16 protein-coding genes are annotated in these 16,459 nt (G+C 62.7%); 4 read left to right on the top strand and 12 right to left on the bottom strand.

From position 1 onward, the window contains the following. Positions 1-66: 66 nt before the first annotated feature. The 5 genes from JTF07_RS12800 to JTF07_RS20675 all read right to left on the bottom strand — a co-directional run bounded on the left by JTF07_RS12800 (position 67) and on the right by JTF07_RS20675 (position 5,049). Positions 67-1,584 carry a tripartite tricarboxylate transporter permease gene (locus JTF07_RS12800; RefSeq protein WP_204234634.1) on the bottom strand — a complete coding sequence of 506 codons (1,518 nt, stop codon included), beginning with the start codon at positions 1,582-1,584 and terminating at the stop codon, positions 67-69. Positions 1,585-1,593: 9 nt separating this feature from the next. Next, positions 1,594-2,208, bottom strand: coding sequence for a tripartite tricarboxylate transporter TctB family protein (locus JTF07_RS12795; RefSeq protein WP_204234633.1), 615 nt, complete (start codon positions 2,206-2,208; stop codon positions 1,594-1,596). Beyond that, the gene (locus tag JTF07_RS12790; RefSeq protein ID WP_252199773.1) at positions 2,205-3,263 is read right to left on the bottom strand and encodes a 4-hydroxythreonine-4-phosphate dehydrogenase PdxA; all 1,059 of its coding nucleotides are present in this window, start codon (positions 3,261-3,263) and stop codon (positions 2,205-2,207) included. The genes JTF07_RS12795 and JTF07_RS12790 overlap by 4 nt, the downstream gene beginning before the upstream one ends. A gap of 2 nt (positions 3,264-3,265) precedes the next feature. Beyond that, positions 3,266-4,237, bottom strand: coding sequence for a tripartite tricarboxylate transporter substrate binding protein (locus tag JTF07_RS12785; protein ID WP_204234631.1), 972 nt, complete (start codon positions 4,235-4,237; stop codon positions 3,266-3,268). An 83-nt stretch (positions 4,238-4,320) separates the two neighbouring features. Then, positions 4,321-5,049, bottom strand: coding sequence for a GntR family transcriptional regulator (locus JTF07_RS20675; protein WP_204234630.1), 729 nt, complete (start codon positions 5,047-5,049; stop codon positions 4,321-4,323). Between the two features lie 130 nt (positions 5,050-5,179). Here JTF07_RS20675 and JTF07_RS12775 point away from each other — a divergent pair, with 130 nt between their 5' ends. Further along, positions 5,180-6,385 (top strand): CaiB/BaiF CoA transferase family protein, encoded by a 1,206-nt coding sequence (locus JTF07_RS12775; RefSeq protein ID WP_204234629.1) that lies wholly within the window; start codon positions 5,180-5,182, stop codon positions 6,383-6,385. A gap of 25 nt (positions 6,386-6,410) precedes the next feature. Then, entirely contained in the window at positions 6,411-7,205 is a 795-nt protein-coding gene (locus JTF07_RS12770; RefSeq protein WP_204234628.1) for an enoyl-CoA hydratase/isomerase family protein, read from the top strand. Between the two features lie 340 nt (positions 7,206-7,545). On the opposite strand, the gene JTF07_RS12765 is transcribed toward JTF07_RS12770, so the two are convergent. The 7 genes from JTF07_RS12765 to JTF07_RS12735 are packed head-to-tail and all read right to left on the bottom strand — an operon-like array spanning position 7,546 to position 14,054. Beyond that, on the bottom strand, positions 7,546-8,436 hold the full coding sequence (locus tag JTF07_RS12765) for an NAD(P)-dependent oxidoreductase (protein ID WP_204234627.1): 891 nt from the start codon (positions 8,434-8,436) through the stop codon (positions 7,546-7,548). Between the two features lie 39 nt (positions 8,437-8,475). Then, complete coding sequence (locus JTF07_RS12760; RefSeq protein ID WP_204234626.1) at positions 8,476-9,285, bottom strand: SDR family NAD(P)-dependent oxidoreductase; 810 nt, start codon at positions 9,283-9,285, stop codon at positions 8,476-8,478. Continuing rightward, positions 9,282-10,226: a sugar phosphate isomerase/epimerase family protein gene (locus JTF07_RS12755; protein ID WP_204234625.1), complete on the bottom strand. Its 945-nt coding sequence runs from the start codon at positions 10,224-10,226 to the stop codon at positions 9,282-9,284. Before JTF07_RS12755 ends, JTF07_RS12760 begins: the two co-directional genes overlap by 4 nt. Further along, the gene (locus JTF07_RS12750) at positions 10,223-10,996 is read right to left on the bottom strand and encodes a GntR family transcriptional regulator (RefSeq protein ID WP_204234624.1); all 774 of its coding nucleotides are present in this window, start codon (positions 10,994-10,996) and stop codon (positions 10,223-10,225) included. Before JTF07_RS12750 ends, JTF07_RS12755 begins: the two co-directional genes overlap by 4 nt. Beyond that, positions 10,993-11,814: a triose-phosphate isomerase family protein gene (locus tag JTF07_RS12745; protein ID WP_204234623.1), complete on the bottom strand. Its 822-nt coding sequence runs from the start codon at positions 11,812-11,814 to the stop codon at positions 10,993-10,995. Before JTF07_RS12745 ends, JTF07_RS12750 begins: the two co-directional genes overlap by 4 nt. Positions 11,815-11,817: 3 nt before the next feature. Then, positions 11,818-12,273, bottom strand: a complete 456-nt coding sequence (locus JTF07_RS12740; RefSeq protein WP_143924083.1) for a ribose-5-phosphate isomerase — start codon at positions 12,271-12,273, stop codon at positions 11,818-11,820. After that, positions 12,270-14,054 carry a dihydroxyacetone kinase family protein gene (locus tag JTF07_RS12735; RefSeq protein WP_204234622.1) on the bottom strand — a complete coding sequence of 595 codons (1,785 nt, stop codon included), beginning with the start codon at positions 14,052-14,054 and terminating at the stop codon, positions 12,270-12,272. Before JTF07_RS12735 ends, JTF07_RS12740 begins: the two co-directional genes overlap by 4 nt. A gap of 279 nt (positions 14,055-14,333) precedes the next feature. Here JTF07_RS12735 and JTF07_RS12730 point away from each other — a divergent pair, with 279 nt between their 5' ends. Next, positions 14,334-15,569: an aromatic amino acid transport family protein gene (locus JTF07_RS12730; protein WP_204234621.1), complete on the top strand. Its 1,236-nt coding sequence runs from the start codon at positions 14,334-14,336 to the stop codon at positions 15,567-15,569. Beyond that, positions 15,569-16,456: an acetamidase/formamidase family protein gene (locus JTF07_RS12725; RefSeq protein ID WP_252199810.1), complete on the top strand. Its 888-nt coding sequence runs from the start codon at positions 15,569-15,571 to the stop codon at positions 16,454-16,456. The genes JTF07_RS12730 and JTF07_RS12725 overlap by 1 nt, the downstream gene beginning before the upstream one ends. Positions 16,457-16,459 lie beyond the last annotated feature (3 nt).

The raw sequence follows: 16,459 nt of genomic DNA, 5'->3' as shown, positions 1-16,459 counted from the left end.
CATCAGATTGATGCGTCGCACCGCAGCGAACAGGGGTTGCTTGTTCGTGTTCTTCACCCCGTAGGGTCAGCGAAGTGTGTTCTCCTTTGCTGCAGCATCAGCCTTCCGTGTTCTGAGGTTGCGGACCACCGCACTCACCAATGGGTAGGCGATGGCAATGAGAGCCGCGACCGTGAGGATGAGCGAAAACGGACGTTGGAACATGATGAAGAGGTTCCCATCGCCCATCGCCGAGGTCTGGACCAGGTACTTCTCCAACAGAGGGCCCAGCACCAGGCCGAGCACGAATGGCGCCGCCGGGAAGTCGAAACGCTTCATGAAGTAGCCGAGCAGCCCGGCGAAGAACACGATCCACAGGGTGAATGTGTTGTTTCCCAGCGCGAAGGCACCGACGAAGCTCATCATGAGCACGATGGGGTAGAGGAAGACGTACGGAATCCTGAGAATCTGTGCGAAGACCGGAGCCATCGGCAGGTTGAGCACCAGCAGGATGAGGTTGCCGAAGAAGAAGCTCACCAGCAGACCCCACACCAGGTCAGGTTCCTGTTGAAAGAGCAGAGGACCGGGCTGGAGTCCGAAGATGACGAAGGCACCCAGCAGCACTGCAGTCGTTCCGCTGCCGGGAATGCCGAGTGCGAGAGTGGGAATGAAGCTTGCATTGGCGGCTGCGTTGTTCGCAGCCTCCGGAGAAGCCACAGCCTCCGGAGCACCCTTCCCGATGAGATGCTTGAACTTGCTCACCTGCTTCTCCACGCCGTAGGCGAGGAATGTGGCCAGAGTGGCTCCGGCACCGGGAAGGACACCGACGGCAAAGCCCAAGACGGTGCCGCGCGTGGCCGCAGGTGCGGAGCGGGTCAGCTCCTCCTTCGTCACCAGCAGATCTTTGAAACGTGCGCGGATGGGTTTCTCTCCGCCCCGGCGGATCTGGTGGAGAACCTCACCGACGGCGAAGATTCCGATCATCACGGCAACGAAATCGAGCCCGGAGAGCAGGTTCACGCTGCCGAAGGTGAACCGTGCTGTGGAGAACCCGGATGCCACACCGACCATCGACACCAGGAGACCTGCTGCAGCCATTGTGATGCCGCGCAGAATGTTCTCGCCGGCAAAGGACACGATCGTGGCCATGCCTAACAATATGATCGCGAGATTCTCCGCGGGCCCGAAGTTGAGCGCGAATTGAGCGATCGGTTGGGCCAAGGCGATGAGGCCGATGAGCGAGATGATCGCAGCGAAGAAGGAGGCCAGAGCAGAGATCGCCAAGGCGGCTCCTGCTCGGCCTTTGCGGGCCATCTGATAGCCGTCGAGGGTGAGGACGACGCTCGATGAGTCTCCGGGAGTGGAGATGAGGATCGAGCTGATCGAGGACCCGTACTGGGATCCGTAGTAGATTCCAGCCAACATGATGAGGGCTGTGACCGGTTCGAAGGCCAGCGTCACGGGCAGGAGAATGGCCACGCCCGTGGTGGAGCCGAGGCCGGGGAGCAGTCCGATGACGGTTCCCAGCAGGACGCCGACGAAGCACCACAGGAGGTTTTCTGGGCTGACTGCGGTTTCCAGCCCGAGCATGAGATTGTCGATCATAGAGAGTCCTCAGATCAGTCCGAGCAGTCCGGTCGGCATGGGAACCGACAGGACGAGCCCGAAGACGATGTAGACGAAAACGGCTGCGCCGATCGTTGTGGCCGCCGATGTCCACCATTTCTGCTTCTCCACGACGAGGAGCAGGAACAGGATCGCGGCGGCCAAAGAGATGATGAGACCGATGACGGGAATGAGCGCGAGCGCGACTCCGAAGGTGAGGAATATGTAGAAGGGGGCGCGGTTACGCTGCTTCTCCGTCCGTCCGAAGGTGTCGAGGACATCGCTCGAATCGTCATCGGGACGAGAATCTGCGACGGCGTCGATCGACTCTGCGGCCGTTGCCTCGATGTCCTCGACGGCAGACATGATGCGACCTCCGGAGGTGCCCACACGGGCGAAGAAGAGCCGGAAGATCTCAGCCGCAGAGGCGAGGAAGATGAATGCTCCGGTGAGGAAGGGGAGCATTCCCGGCCCGACCTGCCCGCCTTCCACGGTGAGGCCGTAGCCGAGCCCCATGATGGCGGCGACGCCACCGACGACTCCGAGGATCGAAGTCCCGACGACATCGGCGAGGTCCGGCTTGTTCCGAGGCGGAATCTTCTCCGTTTCGATTGTCGTGCTCATCGTGGACTCACCTGCACTCCCGCGGCCGCTCCAGCCGCAGCTCCTACAGTCGCGCCCGCCCCGGCGACTGCATTGCCGGTACCTGCCGTGGCCCGACGGCTCTCAGCCATCCGCACCGCCAAGTCGAAGGCATGGGTGCTCGGCCCGAGCTCGGCCTTGCCTGTGCCGACGATGTTGTGAGCGGTGCCGTGTGCAGGGGTAGCGATGGGAATCGGGATCCCACCGTGGACAGTGACTCCCTGATCGAAGCCGAGCAGCTTCATCGCGATCTGGCCCTGATCGTGGTACATCGTCACCACTCCGTCATAGTCCCCGCCGACCGCTCGGGCGAAGAGAGTATCGCAGGGGAAAGGCCCCTCGACATCGATTCCACGCGAGCGGGCCAACTCGATGGCCGGGGCGATGTCGTCGATCTCCTCTCTGCCGAACTTCCCGCCCTCACCTGCATGCGGGTTGAGCGCGCAGACGGCCAGACGCGGCGTCGAGGTGCGCGTCTGCGCCACAACGCGATTGAGCAGCTCGATGGTCTCGAGAACCTTGCCGGCGCTGATGCCCTCGGCGATCTCCGAGACGGGAACGTGCGAGGTGACACGTGCCGTGACGAGCGATTCGATGAAGTTCAGCTCCGAGGTGAAGCCACTGAAGTCGAGCCGCTTGGCGAACCAGCGCAGCTCGTCTTCCTCGGTCATGCCTGCCTGCCCCATGGCCCCCTTGTTCAGAGGCAGGAACATCACACCGTCGGCCCCACCGCCGGCGCACAGGTCGAGCGCTGTGGCCAGGTCAGCCAGGGCGCGCTCGCCTGCGGCGATGCTGACTTCACCGACAGGGATGGCAGGCCCGCGGTAGTCGGTGCCGAGATACTCGATGTCATCACGATCGGCAATCGTCACCGCTGCCGTTGTGGCGAAGGAGTCCAGTTCCTCCGCCGTCGCTGTGACGAGCAATCGCGCCCGAGCACGATTGGCGGGGTCGGCGAGGAGCCGAGCCATGAGCTCGGGCCCGACGCCGGAGAGATCTCCGGGAACGAGGACGATTCGGGGGATGTCTGGCGTCATGATCATTTCCCGATCGCTTCCCGAAGCTCTTTGTCGTTCTCGCCGAGGTAGGTGGCGAAGTCATCGCCGTAGGCGGCGTTGGGCTGCATCATGTTGTCTTCGATGTAGGTCTTATAGGCGTCCGACTTCTCAAACTCCTTCGCCTTCTTGATCCAGTACTCCTTCGCCTCCTCGGGAATGTCTCCGGGAGCGATGACACCACGGAACTGTGCGAAGGCGACGTCGATGCCCTGTTCCTTTGCCGTTGGAATATCCTTGAGTTCCGGATATTCGTAGCGTTCATCGGCCGCAGCACACAGAGGTTTGAGGTCTCCCGACTCCAATTGGCCGGAGACCTCGCCCGGGTTGACTGAGATCGCCTCGACCTGGCCGCCGAGGGCTGCGGTGATGGCCTCGGCTCCGGACTCGAAGGGCACTCGATCGAATTTCGCCTTGGTGGCCTTCTCCATCAGGGTGAACGTGATGTTGTCGAGACCGGTGGCCCCGGAGATGGCGACGACAGTACGCTCCTTCTTGCCCTTATCCGTGAGATCGGAACAGGTCTTCAGGGGAGAGTCCGCCTTGGTGACGACGAGAGTGTAGTCATCCCCGAGCTTCATGATCGGAGTGAAGCTCTCGTGAGTGAACTCCACATCCTGTGTTGCCGGCAGAGCGAGCATCGCCGTCTCCGTGGCGAGGAGGTAGTTCGGATCGCCGCTGCGCCCGAGGAACTCCGAATAGCCGACGGCTCCCGAGCCGCCATCGATGTTCTGAACCGTGATGGTCTTGTCGGTGGCCTCCTCCAGCCCCGAGGCAGTGGCACGGCCGGCGATATCGCTTCCGCCGCCAGCGGCGAAGGGCACGATCATCGTGACATTGCCCTTCGGTTCGAATTCTCCGCCGGCGGTATCTCCCGAGGCTTGGCCGCAGGCGCTGAGGCCCAATGCGAGAGTGCCGGTCACGGCCGCGGTGGTGAGCAGTTTCTTCGAATGCATTTCCATCTCCCTTGACAGAATTTTCTGTGGTGCCCGATAGTGCGTTGCTGGTGTTGCAGTCGGCTGGTGTCAGCGTCGACAGTTCAATTGGTCGCAGACAGCGAAGCGCGTACCTCCTCGAGCCAACGATCGGATTCCGGGGTGGCTCCGTCGAGTTGGTCGACGGTGTCGACGAGAAACGACAGGTTTCCGTGGTCGTCGAATTCGCGTTCGATCTCATCGGGGTCGCGACGAAGGATGACGTCGAGCATGCGCGCATGCCTGGCGACGTTGCCGTCGAGATCCTCGATCTCCCGCCTGGCCTGGTTGTTCATCGCCATGCACATCTGCAGCTGCATCGCCATCGCTCGGTAGGTCGATTCGATCCGCGCGTGGCCGGCCAGGCCGACGACCGCATAATGGAATTCGAACCCGGCCGCGACCATGTCGCCTTCGGTGCCGGATTCGGCGATCTCCTCCATCGTGCGCAGCGTCTCGCGGCAGCGCTCGACCCGGTCCGGAGCGAGCTCGGGCAGCGTCAGACTCATGGCCATTCGTTCGAGTTCGCGACGCAGGGTGGCGATCTCGAAGACATCGTGTTGGGAGATCGACATGATCCTCACGCCCTTGCGCGGCACGTGCTCGACGAGACCGGTGTGCGCGAGTTCTTTGAGTGCTTCACGCAGCGGAGGGCGTGAAATGCCCAGCTCTTCGCACAGGCGCTCCTCCACGAGTCGTTCTCCCGGCATGTAGTTTCCTGCCAGGATCGTCCCTTCGAGTGCTTGCCTGGCCAATGTCGCCAAACTGGGTTGAGATGCGATGAGAGTGACCACTTCCGGTTAGATCCTCTTTTGTATACAGTAGTGTGAAGACTGTAACGCGGATCACACCAGCAAATCAATGCTTTGTCCAAGGTTGGGCACGTGATTCCTACAGGATCGACGAATGACAGAGGAGGATCTCATGGATGAAACCGAATCCGGCTCGACTGGCGGTGGCGAAGGGCCCCTCGCCGGGGTGACCGTTCTTGAACTCGGAGTGTTCATGGCTGGACCATTCGCCACGATGCAGCTGGCCGACCTCGGTGCACGGGTGATCAAGATCGAAAACCCGACGGGCGGTGATCAGACGCGCAGCACAGGGCCCTTCATCAATGGAGAGAGCGCCCCATACATGCTCATCAACCGAAACAAGGAATCGATCACTCTCGATCTCAAGAGCGAGGTTGGGCAGGAAGCCTTCATGCGACTGGCGGAGACGGCCGACGTCGTGGTGGAGAACATGCGGCCCGGAGTCATGCAGCGCCTCGGCGTCGCCTACGAGAACGTCCGTGAGCGCAACCCCGGGATCATCTACGCCTCGGCCTCGGGGTGGGGCCAGGATGGTCCATTGGCGAAATTGGCCGGGCTCGACATCATGGCCCAGGCCCGCAGCGGGCTGATGAGCATCACCGGCCAGCCCGACTCGCCACCGGCCAAGGTGGGAGTGCCTATCTGCGACCTCACCTCGGCGATGTATGTGGCGCTTGCTCTCACCTCGGCGCTCTATGAACGCAACCGATCAGGGGAGGGCCAGTACATCGACGTCTCGCTCTTCGAGAGCGGAGTCTCCTACGCCGTGTGGGAGGCGGCAGGATACTTCGTCGATGGGAAGGTGGGCCGACCGAACGGTTCCGCACACCAGAACCAAGCCCCGTATCAGGCGGTCCACTCAGCCGATGGGTATGTGACCATCGGTGCGAACACTCCTCGCAACTGGGTGAGGTTCTGTCAGGGCCTCGGCCTGGCGGAACTGCTCGACGACGAACGCTTCCAAGAGTCCTATGACAGGCTCACTCACAGGGACGCGCTCATCGATCTCATCGAAGAGAAGACGAAGACGATGACGACCGACGAGGTCGTCGAAGTCCTCAATGAGGCTGGGGTGCCCTGCGCACCGATCAGCGACTATTCGCAGGTGTTCACGGATGAGCACCTGGCCAGCCGCGACTTCTTCTGGGACTCTGAGCACCCGGTGGCCGGCACCGTTCGGCAGATCGGCTCTCCGATGCGATTGTCACGAACGCCGGCCAGGCGAGGACCTGCCGGCCCCTCTCTCGGTGCCGACAACTCGATTCTCGATGAACTCGGGTTCTCAGAAGCCGAGCTGGTGGAACTGAAGTCACAATGAGATGCGAACAGGGAAAGGCGCGACCATGACCGAAGCAGCAGACGCAGAGGCGAAGACAGACAACCTGATCGTCGAGCGCGAGGACGGTGTCCTCACCGTCACCTTCAACCGGCCCGAGGCGCGCAACGCGATGACCTGGGACATGTACATGGGCCTCGCCGAGGCGTGTGAAACGGCCGATGGAGATGACTCCATCCGCGTCATGGTCCTGCGCGGAGCGGGCGGGAAGGCCTTCGTCGCCGGAACGGACATCGCTCAGTTCGTCGAGTTCGATGGCCCCGCAGGTGTCGCGTACGAAAAGCGCATCTCCGAGGTGCTCGCTCGACTGCGAGCCGTGAACGTCCCGGTCATCGCGGCGATCGACGGCTACTGTGTCGGCGGAGGGCTTGGCATCGCCGCCTGTGCCGACGTGCGCATCGCCTCACCGCGGGCACGCTTCGGGGTGCCGATCGCGCGGACCCTCGGCAACTGTCTGTCCGGGGATACCCTGAGCTTGCTCATCGAGCTGCTCGGGCGTGCCCGTGTGGTCGACATGCTGCTGCGTGCCCGGTTCATCGAATCCGATGAGGCCCTGACCGCAGGATTCGTCGGACTCGTGACCGAGGATATCGCCGAGGCGACCGCAGAGTGGGCGAATACGCTCAAGGGGCACGCGCCGCTGACGATGTGGTCGGTCAAGGAAGTTGTGCGCAGGCTCTCGGATGCTGGCGGTTCAGTTGACGATGAGGACATCGTCGAGCGCATCTATGGTTCGCAGGACTTCCACAGTGCCGTGCACGCGTTCATCGATAAGACTCCCTACGAATGGCGCGGGCGATGAGTCGATTCCGGGCAGGTCCGAGGCCGCATCGAGAACACTACTATCCGGTAGGTTGCCGATTGGAAGGGCATAGCTTTTGACCTGGGGAAACATCACTGATTAAATCAAGGTGCCTTCACAAAAGTGAAGTGTCTTTACGAAAGGAAAATCATGATCAACCTCAATCTCCCAGATATCCTTAACGCCATCCTCGGGGCACTCGGCCTCGCCTGATCCGATCACGGATCCCTGCGATCGCAACGGTCGCAACGAAGGCTTCTTCTCGTTTGAGAAGAAGCCTTTGTCGTCCATTCAGGTCACTGATTGAGGTTCGACGGGGCACGCTCTCGCGGCGCGCCGCTCACACCTCGTAGGTCCGCATCACCTGCGAGTCGTCACGTCGGAGGTGGCCCAGTTCTGCTGCCTCGCCGAATTTACGGGCTGCCACAGGAAGCAGGGCGAGATCGATGTCGAGGTCTTCGGCCACCTCGGCGACGATGGCAGTGTCCTTGACGAGGATGCCGACGGCGCTGGCCACCTCGACGTCAACACCTTGGAGCATGCGGGGGCCGCGATCACCGAGCATCCACGAGTTCGCGGCACCGGCAGTCATGGCCTCGAGGACCTTTGCCTGGTCAAGTCCGAGCTGCTCGGCCAATGACAGTGCCTCGGCAGCGGCCACAACGTGGACTGAACACAGCAGCTGATTCACCGTTTTGAACGACTGCCCGTCTCCGATTCTCTCGCCGCAGTCGATGATCGTTCCGAGGGATTCGAGGACCGTCCGGCGCGACTCGAGCACCTCCTGTGGGCCGGAGGCGAGCATGCGCAGGGTCCCCGCCAGAACACCGGCTATGCCCCCGGTGACGGGAACGTCGAGGACGCCGATGCCACGCTCTTCGGCGCGCTCTGCTGCAGCTCGCACCGTGTCGGGGCCCACGGTGCTCATGATGATGAGCACCGCTTCCGGCGACATGAGTGAGAGCAATCCGGGAGACCCGGTCTGCTCGTCCCCATCGAGTGCCTGCTTGAGCTGATTGCCGTCAGCCACCATGACGATGACCGTGCCTGCGGAGTCTGCAGACAGCGGTCGTTCCTCTGTCGGCAGTCCTTCCGCAGCGGCACGTTCCCTGGGCCCCGGGAAGGGGTCGACGCCCGTGACATGGAATCCTGCCTGCTGCAGCCGCAGGGCCATGGGCAGGCCGATGGCCCCGATGCCGACGAACGTGATGTGGTCTGTGCTGACGGTCATGGATCCTCCATTGGATCGGTGTGATGTGGGCGTGGGAAATCAGTGAAAGTAGAGCCCGCCATTGATGCTCAGGGTTTGGCCCGTGATGTGTCCGGCGCCTTCGCTGATGAGGAATTCGACGGTGGCAGAGACATCGTCGGGCACAGAGATTCGTCCCAGGGCAGTTGCCGCCCCCATCGCCTCGCGGCGTTCGTCATCGAGCGGGCCGCCCATGATATCGGTGTCGACGGGGCCAGGGGACACCGAGTTCGCGGTGACCCCGTAGGGGCCGAGTTCCAGGGCGACACCGCGCATGAGGCCGACGATCCCGGCCTTGGCTGCGGCGTAGGCGGTCTTGGAGAACGTTCCGCCACCCTTCTGCGCCGTGACCGAGGATAGGCCGATGATGCGGCCCACGCCGTTGTTCGCCATGATGCGGCCGAAGGCCTGAGTGACGAGATGGGTCGAGGTGAGGTTGTTCGTCATCACCCGAGCCCACTCCTCGTCGGTGATCTCGAAGTAGGTCGTCGAGGAGGAGACTCCGGCGAAGTTCGCCAGCGCAACGATCTGGGGCAGGCCCGCTTCGAAGGCGGCCGCCGCCTCTGCGATCTCCGCTGATCGAGTCACGTCCACGCCCATGCCGAGGGCGGCCACTCCATATTCTTCGGTGATCTCTGCGGCAAGTTCCTGGGCTTCGTCGGTGCGGCGGGCAATGAGTCCGAGGTTCCAGCCGGTCCGTGCCAGGCGGTGCGCGGTATGGCGGCCGATTCCGTTGGCGCTGCCGACACCGGTGAGAACCGCGGTGCGTTCGGCAGGGAAAGCCGGTCCCAGGGAGATCGATGACTGGGAACCAGGAGAAGAGGGTGTCATGAGCCTGTCGTGCCTTTCGTTGATGGGGCGGTGGAGAGGAGCCCTACGAGGTAGGTTCTGTTCTCCGCGCAGACGCCGAGGCTGTCGCCCCCGTACTGCTCCATGAGGAAGGGGCCGTTGAAGCCGAGCTCCACGGCGCGGGTGACCATTGCGCGGTAGTTGATGAGTCCGTCGCGCATCGTCGTCGGATGGGACGTGAACCAGGAGCCGTCGGCGGCCTCGTCGCGCTGGTAGTTCTTCATGTGCCAGTAGTTCGCGTAGGGCAGTGTCAGTTCGTGCATCTCCCGCCAGTCATCGATGGGGCGGTGCAGGCGGATGAGATTGCCGATGTCGGGATTGAGGCCGACGTTGTCGAGTCCGATCTCATCAATGAGACGGACAGCGGATTCGGCGGTGCCCAGATACGTGTCCTCGTACATCTCCAAGGACATTGGCAGGCCCACCTCGGCGGCGTGCCGACCCAGCTCCCGCAGGCGTCGGACGGCCAGGGCGCGGACCTCGGGGTCGGCGGGGTCGGTCCAGCCTTTCGCCGTCCAGAACCACAGGGCCTCGCGTTGGGCGTGGGAGAAGGGCTGATGGAGTCCCGTGGAGAAGACCTGACAGCCGAGTTCTGCGGCCGCATCTATCGTTCGATGCGCGTAGTCGAGGTTGGCCTCCCCACGGTCGGGGTCGATGATCGACTGGCGTTGGACATGGATGGAGGTGAGCTCGACCCCCGCCGAGGCGGCAAGATCTTTGAGGAGTCCGCGACGTTCAGGTGAGAGATCGGCGGGGCGGATATGGCTGTCGGCGATCTCGAGGGCAGTGAACCCGAGGCCGGTCAGCGTCGAGAAGATCTCGGCCCACGTCTGCGGGGCAGCCTCCTGGAGCGGCAGGCCGTTGGAATCGGTGGGAGAGAAGCCGTGCATGCAACAGGCGATGGTGTGATGGGTGGGGCTCATGGGTCCTCGTGGTTCTCTTGGATGGGAGTTTGAGGGTCTTCGACGAGTGCGCGGTGAGCGACCATCCTGATGTGGTGGCGCATGGCCGCCTCCGGTGCAGTCGAGTCCGGTGAGGCGAAGGCCTCGATGATGGCGCGATGTTCGGCCAGAGCTTCGGCGACGTCGGTGATGCCGTGGGGCAGGGCCTGCCGCAGGCGGTGAACCTGTGCCCCCAAGTCCTGCGACATCTTGACGAGGTAGCGGTTGCCGCAGTGCTCGAGGATCCTGTCGTGGAAGTCCCGGTCGCGGGCGAAGTACTCCTGAGCTGCGCTCACCTGGATCCGGCGCGCCTCTTCGGGAGTGTCTGTCGCCTTGTTGCTCTGCTCCGTCGTCTCCCGCACCCGGTCACCGGCCTTCTCATGCTCGGCATGGGCGTCCGCCAATGCTCTGAGCAGCTCGTCATCGGCCGGTGTGGCCAGTCGTGTCGCCGTGGTCTCCACCGTTTCTCGAGCGATGAAGAGTTCTTGCAGCTGTCCGCGTTCCAGAGGAGGTGAGACGCGGTAGCCGCGCAGGGCCTCGCGGACGACGAGGCCGGTGCGTTCGAGGTCGACGAGGGCTTCACGCACGGGGGTGGGAGAGACATTGAGCTGTCTGGCCAATCCGTCGATGGACACTCTTTCGCCTGGGGAGATCTCTCCGGTGAGGAGGATTTCGAGGATGTGTTCGTAGACGAGGTCGCGGAGTCCGCGGCGTTCGATGTCTGCGCGGGGGATCGGAGGCTGTGCATTCATGATTTCAGCATAATGACATCGGCGAGTTCATCGAGGATCCTCGGCACTGAATCGGGATCATGGGCGAAGCGGCCGAGGAAGAGTCCGTCGACGCTGGGGCCGAGGCGGGTGAGGAGGCCGGGTCCCGCGCTTCCACCGTAGATGAGGCGGAAGTCGAGACTGGGAAAGTGGGTGCGAGTGCGGGCATGCACCGCTTCGCAGACGGCGATGATGTGGTCCGGGGCGGCTGGCTGCTGCGCACCGATCGCCCAGATCGGCTCATAGGCGATGACGACGCCGGTCCGGGGTGGCAGGTCACCAGCCGTTGTGGGCAGGGCCGAGCGGATCTGGGCCACCACCTCGGCGGCGGCAGATTCCGGTGTACCGGCGGATTCCTCTCCCACGCACAGGACCGGGACCAATCGGTGGCGCAGTGCGGCGGCGATCTTCGCGCGGACGACGTCATCGGTCTCATGGAAGTGGCGACGACGTTCGGCATGACCCACTTCGACGTAGCGGCAGCCGAGTTCTGCAAGCACCGCGCCGGAGACTTCCCCTGTCCAAGCACCGGCATCCTCGGCGGACAGGTTCTGGGCTCCGATCTGCAGCGGCCCGGGTACGTCGAGACAAGCGGGGATCGACGGAAACTGGGGGAGGAGGACCAGCCCTGCCGCCCCCGAGGTGACTGCCGGGTGGGCGTGCGTGAGTTCGGTGACCCTGTGGGCCCAGTCCACTGTCTGCGCGTGGGACATGTACATCTTCAGGCTGATACCGATGAGCCGGTCCGGGAGAGCGGGTGACGGTGGCGAAGTGCGTGCGAGCGAGGAGGTCTCAGGCATGGATCAGCGGGACTCGTAGGCGCTGATCTGTGCCACTTTGTCATTGGAGGCGCTCGCCGGATCGAAGGTGTAGCCGATCCATTCCCGGGCCAGACGACGGGCGAGTTCGAGGCCGATGACGCGTTGGCCCATGCAGAGGATCTGGGCGTCGTTGGACAGGACCGAGCGTTCGACGCTGAACGAGTCGTGTGCGGTGGCGGCTCGGATGCCCTTGACCTTGTTCGCCGCGATCGCGACACCGAGCCCGGTGCCGCAGATGAGTATCGCGCGATCGGCGTCACCTCGGGCGACCATCTCAGCTGCGGTGGTCGCGATGGAGGGATAGAAGGTGTGCGACTCGGAGTCGACTCCGACGTCGACCACCGAGGTGATGCGTGCGTCATCTCCGAGGTCGGACTTGATGATCTCCTTGTAGTCGAATCCCGCGTCGTCGGATCCGACGACCACTCGCAGGGTCATGATCGCGCTGCCTTTCGTTCGGTGGGTGTAGGTAGGGGTGTGTCGGAGGTGAACTGTTCAGCGATCACCGAGGCGATCATCGCCAGGGAGATCGCGCCGGGATCCGGCGTGCCCACACTGCGATCACCGTGGGAGCGGGCCCGGCCGCGCATCGCGACGAGGTCTGCAGTGGATTGGGCCGCTTGAGTCGCTGCGTGCGCGGCACACGTGGTCGCCCGGGCGAGAACCAGCGGCGAGGAGTCGTCGCCCGAGGAGCTGACGGTACGGGAGAACTCGGTGGCGAAGGGGACGAGTGCATCGAGAAGTGTCTTCTCGCCGACCTCGACTCCGCCGAACATGCGAACCTCATCGACTGCGGCATCGATGGCAGCAGTCATCGAAGCGGGGGTTGGGTGGGAGTCGTCGGCGAACCCTTCCGCAAGTGTGCCGATGATCCGCCCCCAAATCGCTCCGGAGGTGCCTCCTCCGACGTCGGCCCAGGCTTCACCGGCCGAGGCCAGCACCGCCTCGGCACCGCGGCCGGCGGCCGTTGCGTCAGCTGCGGCGCGTGCTGCCGCCTTCGATCCGCGCTGCATCCCGATTCCGTGGTCGCCGTCTCCGGCAACGCTGTCCAGGCGACCGAGTTCACCGGCAGCGTCATCGAGGACTGCGGCGATTCGCGTGATGGCGGCGGAGGCTTCTCTGCCCAGCTGCTGTGAAGCCTTCGAGGCGGGAGCCGGTGCTGCGGTGTTCACCTGTTCCTGTGGGCGCTCCTGTCCGGCGAGGCCTGTCGGCAGATGCGCGGTCCCGAGCTCCCCGCGGGTGAACGCGGCCGATGAGCAGGGGGCGGCCCACAGCGGTTCGAGTTCGTCGTCAAGCCACAGGAGAGTCAGTGAGAGGCCAGCCATGTCGAAGCTCGTGCAGAATTCTCCGACCTCCGGATCGACAAGCTCGTAGCCGGCAGTGCGCAGCAGGGGGTCGATGAGCCCGTAGAGAAGGTAGAGCTCTTCGTATTTGACCGTTCCCAGGCCGTTGAGGATGGGAACCACTCGTGTCGACCGATCGGGTGCCTCGGCGAGGAGTCGTGAGACGAGAAGCTCAGCCAGCTGGATTGCGCTGGGGAGGGGGACCTCGTCGATTCCTGGTTCTCCATGGATACCCAACCCGATGGCCATCTGCCCGTCTGGCACTGTGAACAGAGGCTCATCGGCCCCGGGAAGGGTGCAGCCGGAGAACGCGACTCCGATCGATCGGGTGCGATCGTTCGCCGAGGATGCCAATCGTTCGACGTCGGCGATATCGAGGCCCGCCTCGGCGGCAGCCCCGGCGACCTTGAAGACGACGAGGTCACCGGCGATGCCGCGACGTTTCTCGATCTCTCCGCTGGGGGCGCTGAAGATGTCGTCGGTGACGACGACCGTGCGCGCATCGATGCCTTCGGCCCGCAGCTGTTCCTGGGCCTGGTCGAAGTTGAGGACGTCTCCGGCGTAGTTGCCGTAGCTGAAGAGGACGCCCCGGCCTTGGTCGCAGGCGCGGGCCACGGACATGATCTGCTTCGTCGACGGCGAAGCGAAGACGTTGCCCATTGCGGTGCCGTGGGCCAGTCCTGGGCCGACGAGTCCAGAGAAGGCAGGGAAGTGGCCGCTGCCGCCTCCGATGACGAGCGAGACCGTCGGCTCATCTGCTGCGGTGGAACGCACGACTCCGCCGTTGACGGCTCGCACCCAGCGGGACGAGGCGAGCGCAAAACCACGCGACATGTCGGAGACGAAGTCATTCGGGTCATTGAATAATCGGGTCACGAGTTCCCCTTCGAACTGATTCCTATTTCATAGATCCTATAGGATTTGTCCGGATTCGACCAGGGGGTACGAAAAGTTGGAGGTGCCGGGTTCTTCACCCCAGTTACTCGTGAACTCAATCTCCTCCCTCAGGTAGGAAGAAGGACGTGGCGTCGAACACATAGAGTGGAGAACTGATAAAGCAACGATGCTTGACCCTGATGAGCAGAAAGCTGCGGAGAGCACCGTCACCTCGGCGTGATCTCTCGCCCTGAATCGGACCGCCGGAGGAGCTTGGTAATGAGTGAGACGTTTGACCAACCCAGACAGAATGTGAATATTCGCAAGAGCGAAACGATCACCTTTTGGCAGGGTGTCTCAATCATCGTCGGCGCGAATATCGGTGCGGGAATTCTCAGCCTTCCGTACGGGGCGAAGAACGGCGGGTTCTTCGCCCTTCTTGTGGCCCTCCTGGTGGCAGGCTTCTTGACCACGGCCTCGATGCTCTACGTGGCAGAGATCGCCCTGCGCACGAAAGAACCGCTGCAACTGTCAGGGCTGGCAGAGAAGTATCTTGGGCAGGCCGGATCCTGGCTGATCTTCGCCGGTGTCGTGATCAACGGTTTGGGTGCGCTCATCGCCTATACCTCGGGCAGCGGCAATGTTCTCGCCGACCTTCTGGGGATACCGGTAACCGTCGGCAGCTTCCTGTTCTTCATCCCGGGTCTCGTTGTCGTATGGTTCGGGCTCAAGGCGACGGGGCGATCTGAGCAGGGGCTGTCGATCGCGATGATAGCGCTGATCCTCTTCTTGTGTGCCTGGACGTTCATCGGGCCGGGGATCCACCTCGAGCATCTGACATATGTGCACCCCTTCTTCATCATTCCGATCGTGAACCTGGCGGTGTTCTCGTTCATCGCTCAGTACACTGTTCCGGAATTGGCGCGTGGCTTGGCTGAGACGAATCCGCAGGGTCTTCCACGAGCAGTCATCGTCGGCATGGGGATCACAGGATTCCTTCTGGCGATCGTTCCATTGGCGGCACTGGGAATGCTGGGACCAGACAGCATCACCGAAGTGGTCACAATCGGGTGGGGCCAGAGTCTGGGGCAGGTTGCCTATGTGCTCTCAAACGTCTTCGCTCTGTTGGCGATGATGACGTCATTCTGGGCAATCGCTCTGACCTTGATGACGAACATCTTCGACCGTTTCAAATGGCCGGCGGAGAACGCCAACGGGTACCGCATCGCCGCATTGGCTCTTGTCGCGATCCCACCGTTTCTGATCGGTGTATTCCATCTCACCGGATTCGTTGCGGCGCTTGGTTATGCGGGAGGGTTCGCCGGAGCCATCATGTCCGTAGTTCCCGTGCTCATGTTGCATCGTGCACGCAGATTCGGTGACCAGGAGCCCGCATGGACAGCCGGGTGGATCGCACATCCGCTGATACAGGCGCTGCTCATCATCGTCTTCGGTTTGGCATTCATCTACTCACTGTTGAATGCGGTCGGTCTGATTCCCGATGGGTGGGCCTGATGCTGAGGATTCCAAACACAGAATCATCGTCGGCGTTATCGGGCATCAACAATGTGGTGGCAACGGTTGCGACTGGCGAATCCTTTGTTCTGGAGACATTTGACTGCTATGCAGGACAGATCGATTCGGAGCGGGTTCTGCGGCCGGATGTCGACATGGCCAAGTTCAATCGCGCGACAGGTCCTGTCGCGGTTGAGGGAGTTCAGGCCGGCGACTGGATCTTGATCGAAATCGAACGTGTGAGTGTCGGTCGATGGGGCGTCATGGCTCTGTCCCCGGGGTTGGGCATTCTGGGCGACAAGATCGAACAGGCCAGCTCACGGATCGTGCCTGTTGATGATGGGCGGGCGTGGATCACGGACACACTGGCGGTGGAAATTGCACCAATGGTCGGCGTCCTCGGTGTTGCGCCTCGGGTCGGAGAGATCAATACCGAGTTGCCTGGAGTCCACGGTGGCAATCTCGATACTCGTACGTTGAGGCCCGGCAGCGGGCTTCTGCTTCAGGCGCAGCATGACGGGGGCCTTGTGTCTGCCGGTGATCTGCATGCAGCACAAGGTGATGGAGAACTCGGCGGAACTGGCATCGAGATCTCGGGGGAGATCCAACTGAGCATCCGTAAAGTCGACCACGAAGGACATCTGCCTGTGGTGATCCATTCTGCAGGAATGAGTGTGCTCTCCAGTGCAGAGGACATACACGAAGCCGTTCGGACGGGTTTCGAAGAAGCGGTTGACCTCATGCGGCTGTGGCATGACCTGGATTGGGATGATGCCTATCGTTTGACCAGCATTGTCTCCAACGCCGAAATCAGCCAACTGGTCAATCCACTTCGCACTGCACGCATCACCATTCCGTCGGAGTGGTGCCCAAAGGAAGTCGGGTGAGTA

The organism is Brevibacterium sp. RIT 803 (assembly GCF_016892625.1).
Classification (GTDB): domain Bacteria; phylum Actinomycetota; class Actinomycetes; order Actinomycetales; family Brevibacteriaceae; genus Brevibacterium.
The sequence above is the reverse complement of the archived record's forward strand: the minus strand, read 5'-3'. Positions and strand labels throughout refer to the sequence as shown.